Source organism: Polynucleobacter aenigmaticus (assembly GCF_002206635.1).
Taxonomy (GTDB): domain Bacteria; phylum Pseudomonadota; class Gammaproteobacteria; order Burkholderiales; family Burkholderiaceae; genus Polynucleobacter; species Polynucleobacter aenigmaticus.
In genome coordinates this window covers 88,386-106,007 of the sequence record NZ_NGUO01000004.1, presented here as the reverse complement: position 1 = coordinate 106,007, position 17,622 = coordinate 88,386, and the positions used below count along the sequence as shown (strand labels likewise).

Genomic DNA, 17,622 nt, shown 5'->3' with positions numbered 1-17,622 from the left:
AACATGACTAAACCATTAGACGGTATTCGTATTATCGATTTCACGCACGTGCAGGCTGGTCCTGCATGTACTCAGCTGTTGGCTTGGTACGGCGCTGACGTGATTAAAGTTGAGCGTCCAGGCTCAGGCGACGTAACTCGTAGCCAATTACGTGACATTCCAGGCGCAGATGCTTTGTACTTCACTATGTTGAATGGTAACAAGCGTTCTTTGACTTTGGATACCAAGACTCAAGAAGGTAAAGAAGTTTTAGAGAAGATGATCAAGACATCTGACGTGATGGTTGAGAACTTTGGTCCAGGCGCTTTAGACCGTATGGGCTTTAGCTGGGCACGTATTCAAGAATTGAATCCAAAGATGATCATGGCTTCTGTAAAAGGCTTTAGCGATGGCCACTCATACGAGGACTTAAAAGTGTATGAGAACGTTGCTCAGTGTGCTGGCGGCGCCGCTTCCACAACTGGTTTCTGGGATGGTCCTCCTACTGTTTCTGCCGCTGCTTTGGGCGATAGCAATACAGGTATGCATTTGGCGATTGGTATTTTGACTGCATTGATGCAGCGTCAAAAAACTGGCAAAGGTCAAAAAGTATCTTGCTCAATGCAAGATGCTGTATTGAACTTGTGCCGCGTGAAGTTGCGCGATCAACAACGTTTGGACAAAATCGGTTACCTCGAAGAGTACCCACAGTATCCACATGGCACATTTACCGATGTAGTTCCACGTGGCGGTAACGCTGGTGGCGGCGGTCAGCCAGGATGGGTGTTGAAGTGTAAGGGCTGGGAAACAGATCCTAACGCCTACATTTACTTCACTATTCAAGGTCATGCTTGGGAGCCAATCACCAGTGCTATTGGTAAGCCAGAGTGGGCAACAGATCCAGCCTATATGACTGCAGAAGCTCGTCAAGACAAGATTTTTGACATCTTCGCAACGATTGAAGAGTGGCTCAAGGATAAGACTAAGTACGAAGCTGTAGACATTCTCCGCAAGTTCGATATTCCTTGTGCACCAGTTTTCTCAATGAAAGAATTGGCTAATTCACCAGACTTGCGTAAGAGCGGTTCTATTGTTGAGGTTGACCACAAGGTACGTGGTAAGTATTTGACAATTGGTAGCCCAATCAAGTTCTCTGATTTAGAGGTCGAAGTTGGTCCATCACCACTTTTGGGTGAGCACACTAATGAAGTGTTAGCTGACCTTGGCTACAGTGCAGATGATATTGCTAAGTTGCACGCTGCTAAAGCAGTTTAATAATAATCAGCAGTATTTGTTTTAGCTTCAAAGGCGCTCCTAGTGAGCGCCTTTTTTATTGACCGCGATTTAGAAAAGTCTTTAGACTACCCATATGAAAACAACTATAGATTTGCTTCAATTACTCGACTGTGTTGGCGATGCAGTCATTGTTGCCGATGCCCATGAAAAAATTGTTCTTTGGAATGCGGCAGCCACCAGAATTTTTGGCTACTCAGAAGAAGAGGCGCTGGGCAATACTTTGGACTTAATTGTTCCGGAGCGTCAGCGCCAAAAGCATACTGAGGGCTATAGCAAGTCCATGGAGACTGGCACTACGCGTTATGGCACTTCATTATTAAAAGTTCCCGCCAAACATAAAGATGGCCGGACCTTATCAATTGCATTTACTGTTGGCATGCTATTTGATGAAAAACATCAGGCCAATGGAGTCGCAGCAGTGATTCGTGATGAGACCGAGCGCTTTGCTGAAGAAAGGGCGCTAAAGAAGCGCATCTCTGATCTGGAGGGGCCTCAAGCATAGTTTATGGTGAAAAGTAAGGGTTACTACCTTATTTTTGCTTGGAATAAGGCATATTCCAAGCCGCTGGTTTCATCAGAATCCCTCACTGGTAAAATTGGGTTAATTCAAAAATTTCAATTTTATTAGGACTTTAATCATGGCAAAAGCATTAGATGGGGTGAAAGTCCTCGACTTTACCCACGTTCAATCAGGCCCAACCTGTACTCAGTTACTCGCTTGGTTTGGTGCAGATGTAATCAAAGTAGAAAAATCAGGTGAGGGTGATGCAACTCGCGGGCAATTGCGCGATATCCCAGATGCCGATAGTTTGTATTTCACGATGTTGAACCATAACAAGCGTTCGATAACGGTTAATACTAAAACTCCTCGCGGTAAAGAAATTTTAGAGCGTCTCATTAAAGAGTGTGATGTTCTCGTTGAGAACTTTGCACCAGGCGCACTCGATCGCATGGGATTTTCTTGGGAGCGTATTCAAGAACTCAACCCCATGATGATTATGGCTTCAGTTAAAGGTTTCGGTCCCGGCCCTTACGAGGATTGCAAAGTATATGAAAACGTCGCGCAATGTGCGGGTGGTTCTGCATCTACCACCGGTTTTGATGATGGCCCTCCGATGGTCACTGGTGCTCAGATTGGCGATAGTGGTACAGGTTTACATTTAGCACTGGGTATCGTGACAGCGCTGTATCAACGCACCCACTCTGGCCGTGGTCAAAAAGTATTGGCAGCAATGCAAGATGCTGTATTGAACTTGTGTCGCGTGAAGCTGCGTGATCAACAGCGCCTAGAGCGCGTTGGTCTCATGCAAGAGTACCCACAATTTCCGAATGGCGAGTTTGGTGACTCTGTTCCGCGCGCTGGTAATGCCTCTGGTGGCGGTCAGCCAGGTTGGATTGTCAAATGCAAAGGCTGGGAAACCGATCCGAATGCTTATATGTATGTCATTGTTCAGGCTCCTGTTTGGGAGGCTATTTGCAAGGTGATCGGTCGCGAAGATTGGATTACGGATGTGAGATTTGCATCTCCAATGGCCCGCTTGCCACACTTGATGGAAATTTTTGGTGAAATTGAAAAGTGGACGATGACCATGAATAAGTTCGAAGTCATGGATATCCTGAATAAGTACGACATTCCATGTGGACCAATTTTATCTATGAAGGAAATTGCTGAAGAGCCAGCGTTGCGCGCTACTGGAACGGTGGTTGAAGTGGATCACCCAATTCGCGGCAAGTACCTTACGGTGGGCAATCCAATTAAGTTGTCTGATAGCCCAACAGATGTAGTGCGTTCACCACTGTTAGGTGAGCATACTGATGAGATTCTCAGTGAGCTCGGATATTCGACTGATGAGTTGATTTCACTTCGTCACGATAAGGTGATCTAAGATGCGTGTTGCGCTGATTGGGAGTGCTGATTTTGGTAAGGCAGCATTAGAAGCTTTTTTAGATCGCGGCGATGAAGTGGTTGCTGTTTTTTGCCCGCCTGATAATCCAAAATCGACTAAGCCTGAGGTATTGAAAGAGGCGGCGCTTGCAAGGGGTTTGACCCCTTTGCAATTTGCCTCCCTCAAGGGTCCTGAAGCAGCGCAAGCGATGATTGACAGTAGTGCTGATATTTGTGTCATGGCCTACGTTCTTCAGTTTGTCCCTCAAGAATTAGTGAAGCTGCCACGTCACGGCACCATTCAATATCACCCCTCTTTATTGCCAAAGTATCGTGGACCTAGCGCCATTAACTGGGCAATTGCTTTGGGTGAAGAGAAAACCGGTTTAACCATCTTCCGTCCATCTGACGGCTTAGATGAAGGCCAAATCATTCTGCAAAAAGAAGTGCCTATTGCACCTGACGACACCTTGGGTAAGGTCTATTTTGATCACCTGTTCCCTCAAGGCATTCAAGCCCTGCTTGAAGCTGCTGATCTAGTGGTTGCTGACAAGCATCAGGAGTTTATCCAGGATGAATCACGGGCGAACTATGAAGGCTGGTTTGATGCGAACGCTGCTCAAATCCATTGGGCAACACACATTACTCAAATCTACAATTTAATTCGTGCCTGCAATCCTGCGCCTGGCGCATGGACTAAGTTTGGTGAACAAAAGGTGCAGATCTACGATTGTCATAAACATGTAGCTGCGACCTTCGGTGCAGTCAATGGCAAGCCTGGTGAAGTTACCCAAATTACTTTGGATTCATTCTTTATTGCCTGTCACGGTGGACAGATTGAAGTGCTAAAGGCAAAAGGTGCGGCTGGAAAAGTAACTGGCGCTGAATTGGCCAAAGAGTTGAACTTAGAAGTAAGCCAGTTCTTCACGCTTTAGATCTATTGCTTTGGAATAGTTGCTAACGGCCTTGAGGTGACACTCTGCAGCAGAAATCCCGTGCAAGAAGAAGGCTCATAGGTTTGTCACTCTAGATAGATGCAAGTCTGTCAAGTGGAATAGATATTCATGTTAGTGTTGGAAAAATATTATGTATTCAACCTAAAAATTAATATGACAGCCTTTATCCTCAATTTGCCTCCATTCATCCTTCTCTTGCTTATTATGACTGCCTTCATTCTTGGCGGCTTAGTAATATTATGTTTGGTGCAAAAGTATGTCACTTGGTTACATTTTGCAGATCATACCGACTTTGGTGAAATATTTGCAAATGCAATGAGCGTTATTTTCGGTTTTATCCTAGCCTTTATTACGATCACTGTTTGGCAAAACTACAATAATGTAAGCGATACGGTATCTAAAGAGGCTAACGCACTCTTTAATATGTATCGTACGATTGAAGCTTACCCACCAGAGGTAAGGGATGCAGGTCAAAAACAATTAAAAATTTATGTACAGGAAGTTGTTGAAACTGAATGGCCATTGCTTGCTAAGGGTCAATATGATCTACGTGCGTATCAAGATTTGAGATCTTTTCATGATTTAATTATTCACTATGTGCCAAAAAATAATGGTGAATTAGCCGCGCAACAGGAAGAGCTGAGATTGTTGTCTATTTATCGAGAGTTGCGAAGGAACCGTGTTGAAAGTGCAAAATCGTTAATTGATAAACCTATGTGGATCGCACTGATTTTTAGTGCGGTTTTATTTTTATTCTTTTCATCACTATTCAAGATGAAAAACCTAAGAATACACGCTACGATGATTGCACTGTTAGGAGCCTCTATCAGCCTAATTTTCTATTTACTAATCCTTTATAACAATCCATTCATTGGTCCGAGTGCTCTTCAGTCGGAGCCTTTTGAAAGGCTGCTCGACTATTACTGGGGTGGGCAAAAGACGTTAGGTATTACCAAGTAGCCCCGCTTTTGTGGAGCAACTCATGAGACTCATTTGGGTGATAAGTGCCTAATTGATCAAATTGACTCAGGCGTCTGAAATCGGCCAGTAGGCGACAGTCGGCTAGGTCAATTTACTGCTTGGAGAGCAGAAATATCCAATAGATCCAATTAGAAAACTGAGCTATAAGAACTTGCATCTGGCCTTTGTTTATTGGGTTTATGAACCGAGATGGTCCCAATAGTAATAAAGCAGAGAGGCTCCTCTTTATCGTTTAGTAAAAATAACTCTCTGATTTTTTGACTATATAGTGCCTTACCGCTTGATAGCCCTGAGCCAAAGCCCAATGCGTTAGCCATTAGTAAAATATTTTGAATTGCACATCCTGCGGAGATGAGTTTTTCATGCTCGGGAATATTATCTTGTTCCTTGTTCAGCTTAGCGGTTGCCAGTAAAAGTAATGGCCCTCGAAAGGCTTTCTGCTTTGCTTCATCAATTTGTGTTGGCGTTGCGCTGGGATCTCTTGCTATAAGGGTGTCTGCAAACAAATCGCCTAATAAATTACGACTTTCGGGACTGACTTCATAAAAGTGCCAAGGCGTTACCTTCCCATGATCGGGGGCGGCTCCATCCGCATTCAGAATTTCTAATTTCTGGGATGGGGTAGGGCCAGGCGCAATAAGTCTTTTGGGTGAAACATGCTGGCGACTATGGATCAGTGCATCTGCAAAGGCACCGAGCGAATCTAAATTACTAGAAGCCAAAATGACTCAGCCCCGGGTGATCATCCGGCCGTATTCCAAGAGGCCAAAAGAATTTTCGATCTGATTCTTTGATGGGTAGATCATTGATGCTGGCAAAACGTCTCATCATGAAGCCATTCTCATTAAATTCCCAATTCTCGTTGCCAAAGCTTCGCGACCAATTCCTAGAATCATCCCGGCACTCGTAAGCGAAGCGAACGGCAATGCGGTTGTCTGTGAACGCCCATAATTCTTTAATTAATCGATAGTCAAGTTCCCTAGCCCACTTGCGATGCAAAAATTCCTTTACTTGCTCCCGGCCCTTGGGAAATTCAGCCCTATTTCTCCAGACAGTATCTTCCGTGTAAACCAGGGAAACCTTTTCTGGGTCCCGAGTATTCCAGGCATCCTCGGCCATACGAATTTTTTGAATGGCAGTTTCTTTGGTAAAAGGGGGTAAAGGCGGCTTCTGTTCCATGTTTTGCTCTATTCTGGGTTGTGTAGCTCTAAGATTACACAAAGGGCTTTATACAATATGGGGAAATATGCCTTTTTTGGTGCATATGCCGAATATATGAATGGGAACATATTCTGCGCAAGTTACTAAAAAAGTTTATTGACTGCTTCAATATGATTACTGCGCAACAAGGCGATTACTCTTGGTCTGACAGGCTGAGGGTATCAATTGGGGTAGGAGTTACTGTTCTATCAATTGCCACTTTAAATCATCTTTTTGGGGGCTTAACTCCAGAAGAGAATATGGTTACGGCAGTGTTTGGGGTTAGCGCTCTGTGCATCTTTTGATTCCCCGATAGTTGCCTATTTTCACCATTGGTTTTAATAGAGGCGAACCTAATGGCTTCATGTGTAGCCTTTATCTGCGTGTATGTATTTCCATCAAATTCTATGGGAATTCTATTTGCTGTTGCTGGAACGATAGGTGGGATGTATCTGTTAAGGTGTATTCATCCTCCGGCTGTATTTTTAAGCATCTTCATTGTGATGTCTGGGACAAAAAGCTATGATTTTGCAATACATCCCATCTTGGTCGATTCTTTAATTCTGGTTGCAGCGAGTTTTTTTAATAAAGCTCTAGTTAAAAAATTAGGGTGAGTAGCCTTAACTAACCCCAAACACTCCAATTGGTTGACGCTGGTGATGGTTCATTCCATCTAACTGGATAGCGAAGTGTCTTACCGGGTGTAAGGCGACTCCAGATCGCTGCAACTACGGCAAGAATCGTAACGCCTACAAGGACAACTGCTAGTAAGTGACCAAATCCAGCATGCGCTTGAATCATGATGAGTGGGTTGGCTCCAGCTGGTGGATGCACAGTTTGGGTAATTAGTAAGGCAGCTAAGGTAATCACTTCAGCCAATAAATAAACCCACAAAGCATCGCTAAATAGTTGATAGCAAATAATGCCGATGAGAGCGCTGATTAGGCGACCACCAAATAAAGCCCTTGGTTGTGCCGCAGGAGCGCCCGTTAGTCCAAATAAAAATATCGTGGATCCACCTAAAGACGCAAGTAGTAATGGAGATGTTGGTGATTTGGTAAGTAGGAGAGCCAGACCCAGAGCAATCATGGCGCCCAATGAAACCCAAATTAATCGTAATAAAGTTCTACGCACAATTTAGATTATCCCAGCCATTCTGGCCATGGTATTGGCTTGACTCAAAACTGAGCCTGGGCAGCTAATCTCACCTGATAGTATTTTATTTGTCATAAGAGCTGTAGATTTTGCATCTATTGCATTAAACGGACTTAAATCGGTGAAGCGCTCTTCAGGACTAGTTTCTTCATCTCTGCCTGAGAATAAAAAATGCATCTCAGGAAGTCTTTGTGGGGATGCGGTTGGTTCACCCTCGCTCCCCCTCATCAAAATTGTATTTGCCGAACGAAGTTGAAAGTACTCTCGTAATTTCTCTGGATACTCTGGATGGGTATAGTTGGATACTTGCCAAGGATTTTGGGTGGTTGGATTAATCAGTTTTGCAAGCACGTGCCCCGTATTGCGAAGACCGATTCGCTCCCTCACATCCAGTAATTTTTGTAGTGCCGGTGAAATGACGCTGAGAGGGCAAAATATGGGTGTATTTACGTTCAGTAGAGAGCTAAATTCACTCGGGTTTTTGAGGACGGGCCAATCAAGCCACTTAAAAATCTCATGACTTGTTATTCTTGTTTGATCCTTTTCTATGCCCTGAATAAGAACGGTAAACCCCTGACTGAAGAGCATGCCGGCTAAAAGCGGCGTTAGATTTGCCTGCTTTCGTGCGCCGTTATAGCTGGGTAGCACTATGCACGGACGTGAGCCTAGGTTTATCAGATTCAAATGAGGCTCTAGGGCATCCATAAACCCTGAAAGCTCAGAGACCGACTCACCTTTGATGCGCATAGCAATACAAAATGCCCCAAGCTCAAGATCACTGACGTTGCTATTCAGGATTTGAGTAAATACTTCTTCGGCTTGAATGCGATCAAGATTGCCTGAGCCCTTACTACCTCGACCGATAATCTTTAAGAAGGAGCTAATACTCATCGTTTGATTATGCGGGTACTTCTGTGTTGATGAAGAAGCTGGAAATGATTTGCTTCACTTCAGGTTTACAGGAGCCACAATTAGTTCCGCAGTGAGTTTCTGATTGGAGGGCGGCCATGGCTTCATCTAGGATAGTGCTTGCTGGCATTTTGGCCAAATGGAGTGTGATTGCATCTGCGGAGACATTAAAGCAGTTGCAGATAGCTTTCCCTTTAGATTTAATTTCTATAGGAGGTTTACTCACTGGCATTAATAGGGATCTGCCGAGAGCTTTTGCATCTAAGCCACTTTCTAAATACTCTCTCAGCCATGCAGTGCTTGCCAAGCTCTCAATTGAACCTGTCAGCATCGCAGATAAGACCGTATCGCGCGCTCGAACTAGTCGAACAATGCCTCTGCGCTTATCGCTATAGCGCATAACTGGCTCTGCTGTTTCTTCATCTAACTTGAACTTGCGAATCACTTGTTTCAGGGCGAGTGCAGCTACAGATTCTGGCTCTTCAAGGGGGTCACCATGATGCGCCGCCTTAAAAGAGACCCCGATGAGATCGCTATCTTGTTCTCTACCAAATAAGACGCATTGTGATGAATCAAACTGAGCTAAGAACTTACGCAAGTCATTTTGAATAGAAAATGCTTCGCTTTTGTGAAACAAGCCAAATGCCACCAATTGCCATGGCAAATTCGCTGGCAAAATTTTGACTGCGGAGTGCTTTAGTTCTGGTTGGCCAGATACTGGATCAATGAGGTTGCAGGTTAAGCCATTGACCCCGCGGCTTGGTGTTTTGCCTGCGGCACCGGAGATAAACTCAGAGCCCCAGTGCATGGCAATAAAGGCTTGAGATGAGGCAATATCCTCCGATACTTTTACTGGAAAAATCTCGCTTCCACGACGGCTGGTGACATGAACCAGATCACCATTCTCTAGATTCATTCTCCCAGCATCCTTAGGTGAAAGTTCTACGCAAGGTTCGGGGGAGTGAGCATATAGAGTGCCGACTGTTCCAGTTCTACTCATGCCATGCCATTGGTCACGTAAGCGCCCAGTATTTAAGGCGAATGGGTAGCGGGCATCTACAGATTCAGCAGTTGCTTTGTAGGGGGCGGCAATAAAGTGGGCTTTCTTATCTTTTGTGGGAAAGACGCCATTTTCATAGAGCCGCTTCTTGCCAAAGTAAGAACCCTTCGGCATTGGCCATTGTTGTGGTCCACGATCTTCAAGAATTTGATAGCTGAGACCGGTAATATCGAGATCGCGACCTCTAGTGCTTTCACGATGCTCATTCCAAATATCTTCTGGCCCACTGTATGGAAAGAGGGTTGAGACGCCCTCTATTCTATTTCCAGATAAGAGCGCCTCTAGAGCATGTCCAATCTCGAGAGCAATTCGCCAATCATGTTTAGCTGACTCGTATGGATCGATTGCGGCATTTACCTTCGAAATCCTTCGCTCTGAATTTGTTACGGTACCTACTTTTTCAGCCCAGGTCGTCGCTGGTAGAAGTACATCTGCATAGAGTGTAGTGGCTGTATGCGCATAGGCCTCTTGAACAACGACAAACTCAGCTTTGCTGAGGCCCTCATGAACTGCATTCAAATCTGGCATAGATTGCGCGGGATTTGTGCAAACAATCCAGATAGCTTTCAGCGATCCAGTACGCAATGCCTCGAACATCGGGATTGCGCTAAGTCCAGGTTTTTCAGGAACGGAGTGTACGCCCCATAAACTAGCTACTTCGGCACGATGTTCTGGATTGGCGAGATCTCTATGGGCCGATAGCAGGTTGGCTAAACCACCCACCTCTCTACCGCCCATAGCATTAGGCTGACCAGTGAGAGAGAAGGGTCCTGCACCTGCTTTACCAATTTGACCGGTAGCCAGATGTAAATTTACTAGGGCTGCATTCTTAGCTGTACCAGATGCTGATTGGTTGAGTCCTTGGCAATACATCGAGAGTGTTGCAGGCGATCTTGCAAACCATTGTGCTGCTTGGAACAAATCTTTTTCTTTGATGCCACAGATTTCGCTCACGGCTTTAGGTGTGAAATCTCTCACAAGATCTCGGAGTGCATCAAAACCTTCGGTATAGGATTTGATGTACGACTCATCAATCCATTTTTCCCAGAGCATGATGTAGAGCATGCCGTGATAAAGCGCGACATCGGTGCCCGGCTGAATTTGAAGGTAAAGATCTGCCTCTTTTGCAGTATCCGTTTTTCTGGGATCCACAACGATGACTTTTAAGTCGGGATTTTTTTTGCGTGCATCCTCTAGGCGTCTATAAAGAATAGGGTGCGCAAATGCTGTATTCGATCCTGTAATGAAAATGGTTGACGCGGAGTCTATATCTTCATAACAACAAGGGGGTGCATCCATTCCCAGTGTTTGCTTGTACCCTGCAACGGCACTAGACATGCACAAGCGCGAGTTGGTGTCGATATTATTTGATCCAATAAGGCCCTTCATGAGCTTATTGAAGACGTAGTAGTCCTCTGTCAACAGCTGACCTGAAACATAGATTCCCACAGATTCTGGGCCATGCTCATTAATAATGTCGGCAAATTTCTTAGCAACAGTTTTGATTGCTTGAGGCCAAGTGCAATCGATTGGCGCTTCACCTCTTGCATTCCTGATTGCTGGTAAACCTAGACGAGCTTGTTTTTGCAGGCTAGGATTTGCGGTGAGGTGAAGCGTAGAACCTTTGCTGCAAAGTCTGCCAAAGTTTGCTGGATGGTCTGGGTCGCCACGGACTCCGGTGACTTCTAGATTCCCATTGATAGATGGTGTTGTTTCGATAATGACGCCGCAACCAACACCACAGTAGCAACAGGTACTTTTAACTTCAGCCATGAGTAGCTTGCAATTCCTCGCGGTTTAACCAGACCACGCCAGATTCAACTTTTACTGCAAAAGACTTGGCGCACCCTTCATCAGGGGCAGCAGCGCAACCAGAAGAGAGATCAATGTTCCAAGAGTGCAGGGGGCAGGTGACCGATTTGCCGTGAACGATCCCTTGGGAGAGAGGTCCACCCTTGTGGGGGCATTCATCTAGCACAGCAAATACTTCATCCTCTGAGTTCCTGAAAATGGCTATTTGACCAGCGGGCGCCTGAATAACGCGAGAGCCCAGCACCGGAATCTCTTCAACAGTAGTAATCTTTTGCCAATCTTTTGATGGTGAACTATTAGACATTGCCCACCTCAACAATTGGAATGGTTTTAAATTGACGAATATCGACACCGGCCCTCTCGAAATCCTTCCAAGGGTCTGGAGCATCTTTCAAATCAAACAGCAGTCTCTCATAGAGGGCTTTACGATTTTCAGAGTCTTCAACTACTTTTTGCTTGATATATTCCATGCCTACTCTAGCTAGGTAATGGACTGTGCGATCTAAATACCATGCCTCTTCGCGATATAACTGTAAGAATGCCCCGGAATACTCGCGTACTTCTTCATCTGTTTTAACCTTGCAGAGGAATTCGGCAACTTCAGTTTTAATGCCGCCATTACCACCGATATAAAGCTCCCAGCCTGATTCGACCCCGATGATACCAACGTCTTTAATGCCGGCTTCAGCGCAGTTCCGTGGACAGCCCGAGACCGCCAGCTTGACTTTGTGAGGTGCATACATGCCGAAGAGCATTCTCTCAAGATCGACACCCATTTTCATTGAAGACTGTGTACCAAAACGGCAGTGCTCATCACCAACACAAGTTTTTACTGTACGAATCGATTTACCGTAGGCATGACCTGATGGCATGTCTAGTTCTTTCCAGACAGCCGGTAAGTCATCTTTCTTTATGCCTAGTAAGTCGATGCGTTGACCGCCGGTAACCTTGACTGTTGGAACTTTGTATTTTTCAGCAACATCTGCAATTCTGCGAAGTTCCGACGGAGTTGTTAATCCGCCGTACATTCTTGGAATGACGGAATAAGTACCATCCTTCTGAATATTGGCATGAGCGCGCTCGTTAATAAAGCGTGACTGCGGATCATCCTTAGCCTCGTGTGGCCAAGTCGAAATCAAATAATAGTTCAGAGCGGGGCGGCAAGTTGCGCAACCATTTGGTGTTCTCCAGCTTAATTCAGCGCGAACTTGCTCTTGAGAGATTAAATGACCGGTACGTATAGCTTGACGAATCTCATCATGGGATAGGTCAGAGCATCCACAAATAGATTTCTTCCTTGGGGTTGCTGAATAGTCCGTACCTAGAACATTCATGAGTACTTGCTCAACTAAGCCTGTACATGATCCGCAAGAGCTACTGGCTTTGGTGCATTTCTTTACCTCATCCAAAGTAAAGAGGCCTTGTTCACGAATAGCCTTAACAATCGTGCCTTTGGTAACGCCGTTACAGCCGCAGATTTCATCTGCATCTGTCATACCAGCCGCTTTGTTGTGACCTTGATGGCCAACGTCACCAATATTGGACTCCCCAAACATGAGAGTGTCGCGAATTTCTGCAATGCTTTGCGCATCTCGCATCAACTTAAAATACCAGGTGCTATCTGCGGTATCACCAAACATGCAGGCACCAATCAAACGATCATCTTTTAGAATCAGCTTCTTATAAACACCACCTATTGGGTCGGCTAGAGTGATTTCCTCAGTACCTTCACCGCCCATAAAGTTTCCGGCAGAAAAGAGATCAACTCCGGTAACTTTTAACTTTGTAGAGGTGACAGACCCTTCATAGCGACCAATTCCGTATTCGGCAAGATGGTTTGCACAAACTTTAGCTTGTTCAAATAGAGGGGCAACTAAACCATAAGCAGTGCCACGGTGGCTTGCACACTCACCCACTGCATAGACTCTTGGATCAAAAGTCTGTAGGGTATCGTTCACTACGATTCCACGTTGACAATGGAGACCAGCAGATTCAGCAAGAGCTGTGTTCGGCTTGATTCCAGCCGCCATTACCACCAAGTCTGCAGGAATTTCTAGACCACCTTTAAATCGAATATGCCCCACGCGATCACCGGCAGCATTCGGGATCAAAGCTTCGGTTGAAGTTTGGAGTAGAAACTTAAGGCCTTTGGCCTCAAGTGACTTCTGCAGTAGACCTGCAGCAGTCTTATCTAACTGTCTTTCCATGAGCCATTCGGATAAATGGACTACCGTAACACTCATGCCTCTCAGAGCTAGCCCATTAGCAGCCTCAAGGCCTAGCAAACCACCTCCGATAACAACTGCATTTTTGTAGCGCGTTGCCACATCAATCATTTCATTTGTATCTTTGATGTCACGATAGGCAATCACACCTGGTAAATCATTCCCTGGCACTGGAAGGATGAAGGGCAATGATCCAGTTGCGAGCAGTAGGCGATCATATTTCTCTACAGTGCCATCATCCGCTGTGACAGTCCGCTCTTTACGATCAATTTTGGTGATTGTTTTGCCAAGATGCAAGTGAATGCCGTTGCTCTTGTACCAATCTAGATCATTTAGGATAATTTGCTCAAGCGTTTGCTCTCCAGCTAAAACTGGAGAGAGGAGGATGCGGTTGTAGTTAGGATGAGGTTCGGCCCCGAAGATAGTGATGTCATAAAGTTCGGAGTTGAGCTTTAATAATTCTTCGATGGTCCGAACGCCGGCCATCCCATTGCCAATCATGACGAGTTTTTGTTTTTTCATGCTTTGATCTTGAAGCTGTCTGCATAAGCTGCAGGATTAGAACCATTCCATACGACACCATCAAATAATTTGCTCGAACGCATATCACTTTTTGGCAATGGAGTTTTTGAGGCTGTTGCAGCATCTTTGTAGATGACAATGTTGTTTACTTTTTTAGCAACTGCTAAATAATCTGGATGCTCTTTCAACAGGCCCCAGCGCTTATGCTGTGTCATAAACCACATACCGTCTGAGAGGTACGGGAATGTTGCAAGACCGCTGTTATAAAACTTCATTGCATTTGGATCATCCCAAGTTTTACCAATACCATTGTTATACCGACCCATCATACGATCCTGGATCACGTTGACATCTGTGTTAACAAAAGAGGGTGCTGATACCACTTCGGCCGTGCTGTGTTTGTTTGAGGTCGATGCATCAATGTATTTGCCGGCCTCCAAAATTGCTGCAGTAACCGCGCGGCAGGTGTTGGGATATCTTTTAGCAAAGTCTGAGGTGGTTCCTAAGGCTTTTTCTGGATGATCTTGCCAGATGGCCTGCGTTGTGATGGCCGTAAAGCCAATACCGTCAATGATGGCACGAGCATTCCAAGGCTCCCCCACACAATAGCCATCCATGTTACCGCTTCGCATATTGGCAACCATTTGTGGCGGCGGTACGGTAATAATTTTTGCATCTTTAAACGGGTTAATGCCGTAATTGGCAAGCCAGTAGTAGAGCCACATAGCATGCGTGCCTGTTGGGAACGTTTGCGCAAAGGTATAGTCGCGCTTTTCTTTGTCCATCAGCGCTTTCAGGCTGGCGCCGTCAGTCACACCTTTTTGATATAAAGACTTAGACAGCGTGATTGCCTGGCCATTATTGTTGAGAGACATCAGTAATGACATGTCTTTTTGTTGGCCACCAATACCCATTTGCAGGCCATACATCATCCCGTAGAGAATGTGAGACATATCGTTCTCACCATTAACTAACTTGTCGCGAATAGCTGCCCATGAGGCTTCCTTGGTTGGAATAATCTTGACGCCATATTTCTTGTCTAGTCCAAGGTGATTGGCCATGATGACTGAGGAGCAGTCAGTAAGCGCAATAAAGCTCACCTTTACGTCAGTTTTCTCAGGAGCATCTGATCCCGCGGCCCACGCACCAGCCTTCACCATTGGGTCGATGAGAGACAAAATACTTGCGGAACCAATCGATTGGATCAGCTTTCTTCTGGTTGGATTTGCATCAGTCGTAGTAGAAATCGAGACTTTAGTAATCAGTCCTTGAGATTGCTTTTTATCTTTCATACAGAGCTCCTTTGGTCGATAACTAACGATAAGCAAGATCTCAATGCCGAATTAAATGGAAAGCTCTTTATTGGTGCGCTAAATAAATGCATGACCACTTTTGGTTCACGTAGGTAATTTAGGTGCATGGCTGACTGTTACAAATGAGTCATGAACTCTACTCAAGTAACCACAGTTAACGCACCAATAGCAAGCAGCCCCATCCCTGGCGTTTACCTTATAGGTGCTGGTCCTGGTGCTGCTGATTTAATTACTGTTCGCGGGGCACGAATTCTGGCAGTAGCCGATATTATTTTTTATGACGCCTTGATAGATATGTCTATGTTGGAGTGGTGTACGAGCACCAACATGGTGCCAGTAGGTAAAAGATGTGGTGCCCACTCAAGCTCACAGCGATTTATTAATAAGCAATTAGTTGATGCGGCTAGTAAGAATTTGGTGGTGGTGCGCTTAAAAGGTGGAGATCCCCTGATTTTTGGGCGCGCACAAGAAGAGATTGATGCGCTAGAGCAGGCAGGGGTTCATTATGAAGTCGTTCCAGGTATCACTACCGCCTTAGCAGCCTCAGCGCAATTAAAGCAGCCCCCAACAACACGAGAGTTAAGTCGCACTCTGACATTAACGACTTTGCCTGGGCGTTGTTCTCATGAGGACCATAAAACATCTATCTATTACATGGCTCGCGATCAGCTTACGGAGGTAGCGAATACCTTAATGGCACAGGGCTATCCATCTAATACACCTGTCTGCTTGATGGAGTCCGTCAGCCTTCCATCAGAACGAGGTTTTGCTTGCACATTAGATGAGTTGAGTCTTGGCGATGTACATCATCATTTTTTAGACAGGCAGCCCGTTGTTGTGATGATTGGCGAGGTCTATAGAAAGCAACTACAACTACTAAGCCCATTGATTCGCTCTGAATCGAATTTCGCAGCATTACAAGCCGTATCTTAATTACTTACTAGGAGATAAATATGAACTCATATCGCCCATTTGACCCAGATAGGCCTTTATTTAGTAATCGCTGTAGTTGCGGACAGCATGCATCGGAGTTGGATCATGCAAATTCACTTTCCGCAAAACTGGATGCCGAGCAGCAAAGCGCTGATTTTGTTGAAGCCAGCATAGTAAAAGCCCTTTTTCCCCAGGAAGATCGTAGACGTGCATTTTTGAAAGCTGTGGGTGCCGGCGGAGCGATGAGTGCATTGTCAGGTTTCTTGCCAATAGGAGCCTTGCAAGCTATGGCCCAAGAAAAGGCTCCGCTTGAAAAACCAGATTTAAAGATTGGATTTATCGCCATTACTTGTGCAACTCCACTCATCATGGCTGACCCGCTTGGGTTTTATAAGAAACAAGGTCTGAACGTTACGCTGAATAAAACTGCGGGATGGGCTTTGATTCGAGACAAGATGCTGAGCAAAGAGCATGATGCCTCACACTTTTTGTCACCTATGCCAATTTCTATGTCGATGGGTATAGGCTCTGACCCAACTCAGATGCGCGTGGCAACAATTCAAAATGTGAATGGCCAGGCCATTACTTTAGCTAATAAACATAAAAATAATCGGGATCCTAAAAACTGGAAAGGTATGAAGTTTGCAGTTCCATTTGAGTATTCAATGCATAACTTCTTATTGCGTTACTACGTAGCGCAAGCAGGGTTAGATCCAGATAGGGATATTCAGATTCGGGTAACTCCACCGCCAGAAATGGTTGCGAATTTACGCGCAGGAAATATTGATGGCTTCTTAGGGCCTGATCCATTTAACCAACGTGCAGTGTATGACGAGGTTGGCTTTATCCATATTCTGACTAAGCAAATCTGGGACGGGCATCCTTGCTGTGCTTTTGGAACTTCGGAAGAATTTATCCGCAAGAACCCAAATACATTCGCAGCCCTCTATCGCGCCGTGCTGAATGCTTCTACGATGGCGCGTGATCCTGAAAATAGACCTTTAATAGCCAAAGTTATCTCTACTCCTAATTACCTCAATCAGCCTGAGACCGTGGTAATGCAGGTTCTTACAGGAAAGTTTGCAGATGGTTTAGGCAATGTTCAAAACGTACCAGATCGAATTGATTTCAACCCAATTCCTTGGTATTCCATGGCTACCTGGATGTTGACTCAAATGCAGCGCTGGGGTTATGTCAAGGGTGATGTGAACTACAAAGATATCTCTGAGAAAGTGTTTTTACTCACAGATGCCAAAAAGTATATGGGCGAGACCGGTATTGCTATTCCTGATCAAGCTAAGTCGGGATACAAGAAGGTCAAGATTATGGGTAAAGAATTTGACCCAAGTCAGCCAGCAGCCTACTTGAAGTCTTTTCCAACAAACAAAGTGTGACC

At 45.2% G+C, this 17,622-nt stretch carries 15 protein-coding genes and 1 pseudogene; 8 read left to right on the top strand and 8 right to left on the bottom strand.

All coding sequences use genetic code 11. From position 1 onward, the window contains the following. Positions 1 to 3: 3 nt before the first annotated feature. The 5 genes from frc (CBI30_RS03060) to CBI30_RS03040 all read left to right on the top strand — a co-directional run bounded on the left by frc (CBI30_RS03060) (position 4) and on the right by CBI30_RS03040 (position 5,076). The gene (frc, locus tag CBI30_RS03060) at positions 4 to 1,254 is read left to right on the top strand and encodes a formyl-CoA transferase (RefSeq protein WP_088526862.1); all 1,251 of its coding nucleotides are present in this window, start codon (positions 4 to 6) and stop codon (positions 1,252 to 1,254) included. Positions 1,255 to 1,348: 94 nt separating this feature from the next. Beyond that, positions 1,349 to 1,777, top strand: a complete 429-nt coding sequence (locus CBI30_RS03055) for a PAS domain-containing protein (RefSeq protein WP_088526861.1) — start codon at positions 1,349 to 1,351, stop codon at positions 1,775 to 1,777. 136 nt (positions 1,778 to 1,913) lie between these two features. Next, positions 1,914 to 3,161 carry a formyl-CoA transferase gene (gene frc / locus CBI30_RS03050; protein WP_088526860.1) on the top strand — a complete coding sequence of 416 codons (1,248 nt, stop codon included), beginning with the start codon at positions 1,914 to 1,916 and terminating at the stop codon, positions 3,159 to 3,161. 1 nt (position 3,162) lies between these two features. Beyond that, positions 3,163 to 4,095, top strand: a complete 933-nt coding sequence (locus CBI30_RS03045) for a methionyl-tRNA formyltransferase (RefSeq protein ID WP_088526859.1) — start codon at positions 3,163 to 3,165, stop codon at positions 4,093 to 4,095. 129 nt (positions 4,096 to 4,224) lie between these two features. Continuing rightward, entirely contained in the window at positions 4,225 to 5,076 is an 852-nt protein-coding gene (locus CBI30_RS03040) for a bestrophin-like domain (RefSeq protein ID WP_088526858.1), read from the top strand. Positions 5,077 to 5,225: 149 nt separating this feature from the next. On the opposite strand, the gene CBI30_RS03035 is transcribed toward CBI30_RS03040, so the two are convergent. Both CBI30_RS03035 and CBI30_RS03030 read right to left on the bottom strand, forming a co-directional pair. After that, positions 5,226 to 5,819 (bottom strand): nitroreductase family protein, encoded by a 594-nt coding sequence (locus tag CBI30_RS03035; protein WP_161492263.1) that lies wholly within the window; start codon positions 5,817 to 5,819, stop codon positions 5,226 to 5,228. Further along, positions 5,809 to 6,276: a nuclear transport factor 2 family protein gene (locus tag CBI30_RS03030; protein ID WP_206075546.1), complete on the bottom strand. Its 468-nt coding sequence runs from the start codon at positions 6,274 to 6,276 to the stop codon at positions 5,809 to 5,811. Before CBI30_RS03030 ends, CBI30_RS03035 begins: the two co-directional genes overlap by 11 nt. Before the next feature lie 341 nt (positions 6,277 to 6,617). On the opposite strand from CBI30_RS03030, the pseudogene CBI30_RS11415 reads away from it, so the two are divergent. Then, positions 6,618 to 6,911 (top strand): annotated as a pseudogene (locus CBI30_RS11415) (HPP family protein); the annotation flags it as partial. Between the two features lie 10 nt (positions 6,912 to 6,921). On the opposite strand, the gene CBI30_RS03020 reads toward CBI30_RS11415, so the two are convergent. From CBI30_RS03020 to CBI30_RS02995, 6 genes are read right to left on the bottom strand one after another with little or no spacing between them, the layout of a single operon-like run. Next, positions 6,922 to 7,431 (bottom strand): HPP family protein, encoded by a 510-nt coding sequence (locus tag CBI30_RS03020; RefSeq protein WP_088526855.1) that lies wholly within the window; start codon positions 7,429 to 7,431, stop codon positions 6,922 to 6,924. Between the two features lie 3 nt (positions 7,432 to 7,434). Continuing rightward, the gene (ybiB, locus tag CBI30_RS03015; protein ID WP_088526854.1) at positions 7,435 to 8,343 is read right to left on the bottom strand and encodes a DNA-binding protein YbiB; all 909 of its coding nucleotides are present in this window, start codon (positions 8,341 to 8,343) and stop codon (positions 7,435 to 7,437) included. A 7-nt stretch (positions 8,344 to 8,350) separates the two neighbouring features. Then, positions 8,351 to 11,194, bottom strand: a complete 2,844-nt coding sequence (locus CBI30_RS03010) for a nitrate reductase (protein ID WP_088526853.1) — start codon at positions 11,192 to 11,194, stop codon at positions 8,351 to 8,353. Beyond that, positions 11,187 to 11,537, bottom strand: coding sequence for a nitrite reductase small subunit NirD (gene nirD / locus CBI30_RS03005; RefSeq protein WP_088526852.1), 351 nt, complete (start codon positions 11,535 to 11,537; stop codon positions 11,187 to 11,189). The genes CBI30_RS03010 and nirD overlap by 8 nt, the downstream gene beginning before the upstream one ends. Then, a complete protein-coding gene (gene nirB / locus CBI30_RS03000; RefSeq protein ID WP_088526851.1) occupies positions 11,530 to 13,980 on the bottom strand; it encodes a nitrite reductase large subunit NirB in 2,451 nt (816 codons plus the stop codon). Before nirB ends, nirD begins: the two co-directional genes overlap by 8 nt. Next, positions 13,977 to 15,272, bottom strand: coding sequence for a CmpA/NrtA family ABC transporter substrate-binding protein (locus CBI30_RS02995; protein WP_088526850.1), 1,296 nt, complete (start codon positions 15,270 to 15,272; stop codon positions 13,977 to 13,979). The genes nirB and CBI30_RS02995 overlap by 4 nt, the downstream gene beginning before the upstream one ends. Before the next feature lie 150 nt (positions 15,273 to 15,422). Between CBI30_RS02995 and cobA the strand changes: the two genes are divergently transcribed. After that, a complete protein-coding gene (gene cobA, locus CBI30_RS02990; RefSeq protein WP_240553477.1) occupies positions 15,423 to 16,226 on the top strand; it encodes a uroporphyrinogen-III C-methyltransferase in 804 nt (267 codons plus the stop codon). Between the two features lie 20 nt (positions 16,227 to 16,246). Further along, positions 16,247 to 17,620, top strand: coding sequence for a CmpA/NrtA family ABC transporter substrate-binding protein (locus CBI30_RS02985; RefSeq protein WP_088526849.1), 1,374 nt, complete (start codon positions 16,247 to 16,249; stop codon positions 17,618 to 17,620). Positions 17,621 to 17,622 lie beyond the last annotated feature (2 nt).

What these genes read in the sequence shown, in the direction of transcription:
- frc (WP_088526862.1), top strand. Translation starts at nt 4, where the DNA reads ATGACTAAACCATTAGACGGTATTCGTATTATCGATTTCACGCACGTG.
- CBI30_RS03055 (WP_088526861.1), top strand. Translation starts at nt 1,349, where the DNA reads ATGAAAACAACTATAGATTTGCTTCAATTACTCGACTGTGTTGGCGAT.
- frc (WP_088526860.1), top strand. Translation starts at nt 1,914, where the DNA reads ATGGCAAAAGCATTAGATGGGGTGAAAGTCCTCGACTTTACCCACGTT.
- CBI30_RS03045 (WP_088526859.1), top strand. Translation starts at nt 3,163, where the DNA reads ATGCGTGTTGCGCTGATTGGGAGTGCTGATTTTGGTAAGGCAGCATTA.
- CBI30_RS03040 (WP_088526858.1), top strand. Translation starts at nt 4,225, where the DNA reads ATGTTAGTGTTGGAAAAATATTATGTATTCAACCTAAAAATTAATATG.
- CBI30_RS03030 (WP_206075546.1), bottom strand. Translation starts at nt 6,276, where the DNA reads ATGGAACAGAAGCCGCCTTTACCCCCTTTTACCAAAGAAACTGCCATT.
- ybiB (WP_088526854.1), bottom strand. Translation starts at nt 8,343, where the DNA reads ATGAGTATTAGCTCCTTCTTAAAGATTATCGGTCGAGGTAGTAAGGGC.
- CBI30_RS03010 (WP_088526853.1), bottom strand. Translation starts at nt 11,194, where the DNA reads ATGGCTGAAGTTAAAAGTACCTGTTGCTACTGTGGTGTTGGTTGCGGC.
- nirD (WP_088526852.1), bottom strand. Translation starts at nt 11,537, where the DNA reads ATGTCTAATAGTTCACCATCAAAAGATTGGCAAAAGATTACTACTGTT.
- nirB (WP_088526851.1), bottom strand. Translation starts at nt 13,980, where the DNA reads ATGAAAAAACAAAAACTCGTCATGATTGGCAATGGGATGGCCGGCGTT.
- CBI30_RS02995 (WP_088526850.1), bottom strand. Translation starts at nt 15,272, where the DNA reads ATGAAAGATAAAAAGCAATCTCAAGGACTGATTACTAAAGTCTCGATT.
- cobA (WP_240553477.1), top strand. Translation starts at nt 15,423, where the DNA reads ATGAACTCTACTCAAGTAACCACAGTTAACGCACCAATAGCAAGCAGC.
- CBI30_RS02985 (WP_088526849.1), top strand. Translation starts at nt 16,247, where the DNA reads ATGAACTCATATCGCCCATTTGACCCAGATAGGCCTTTATTTAGTAAT.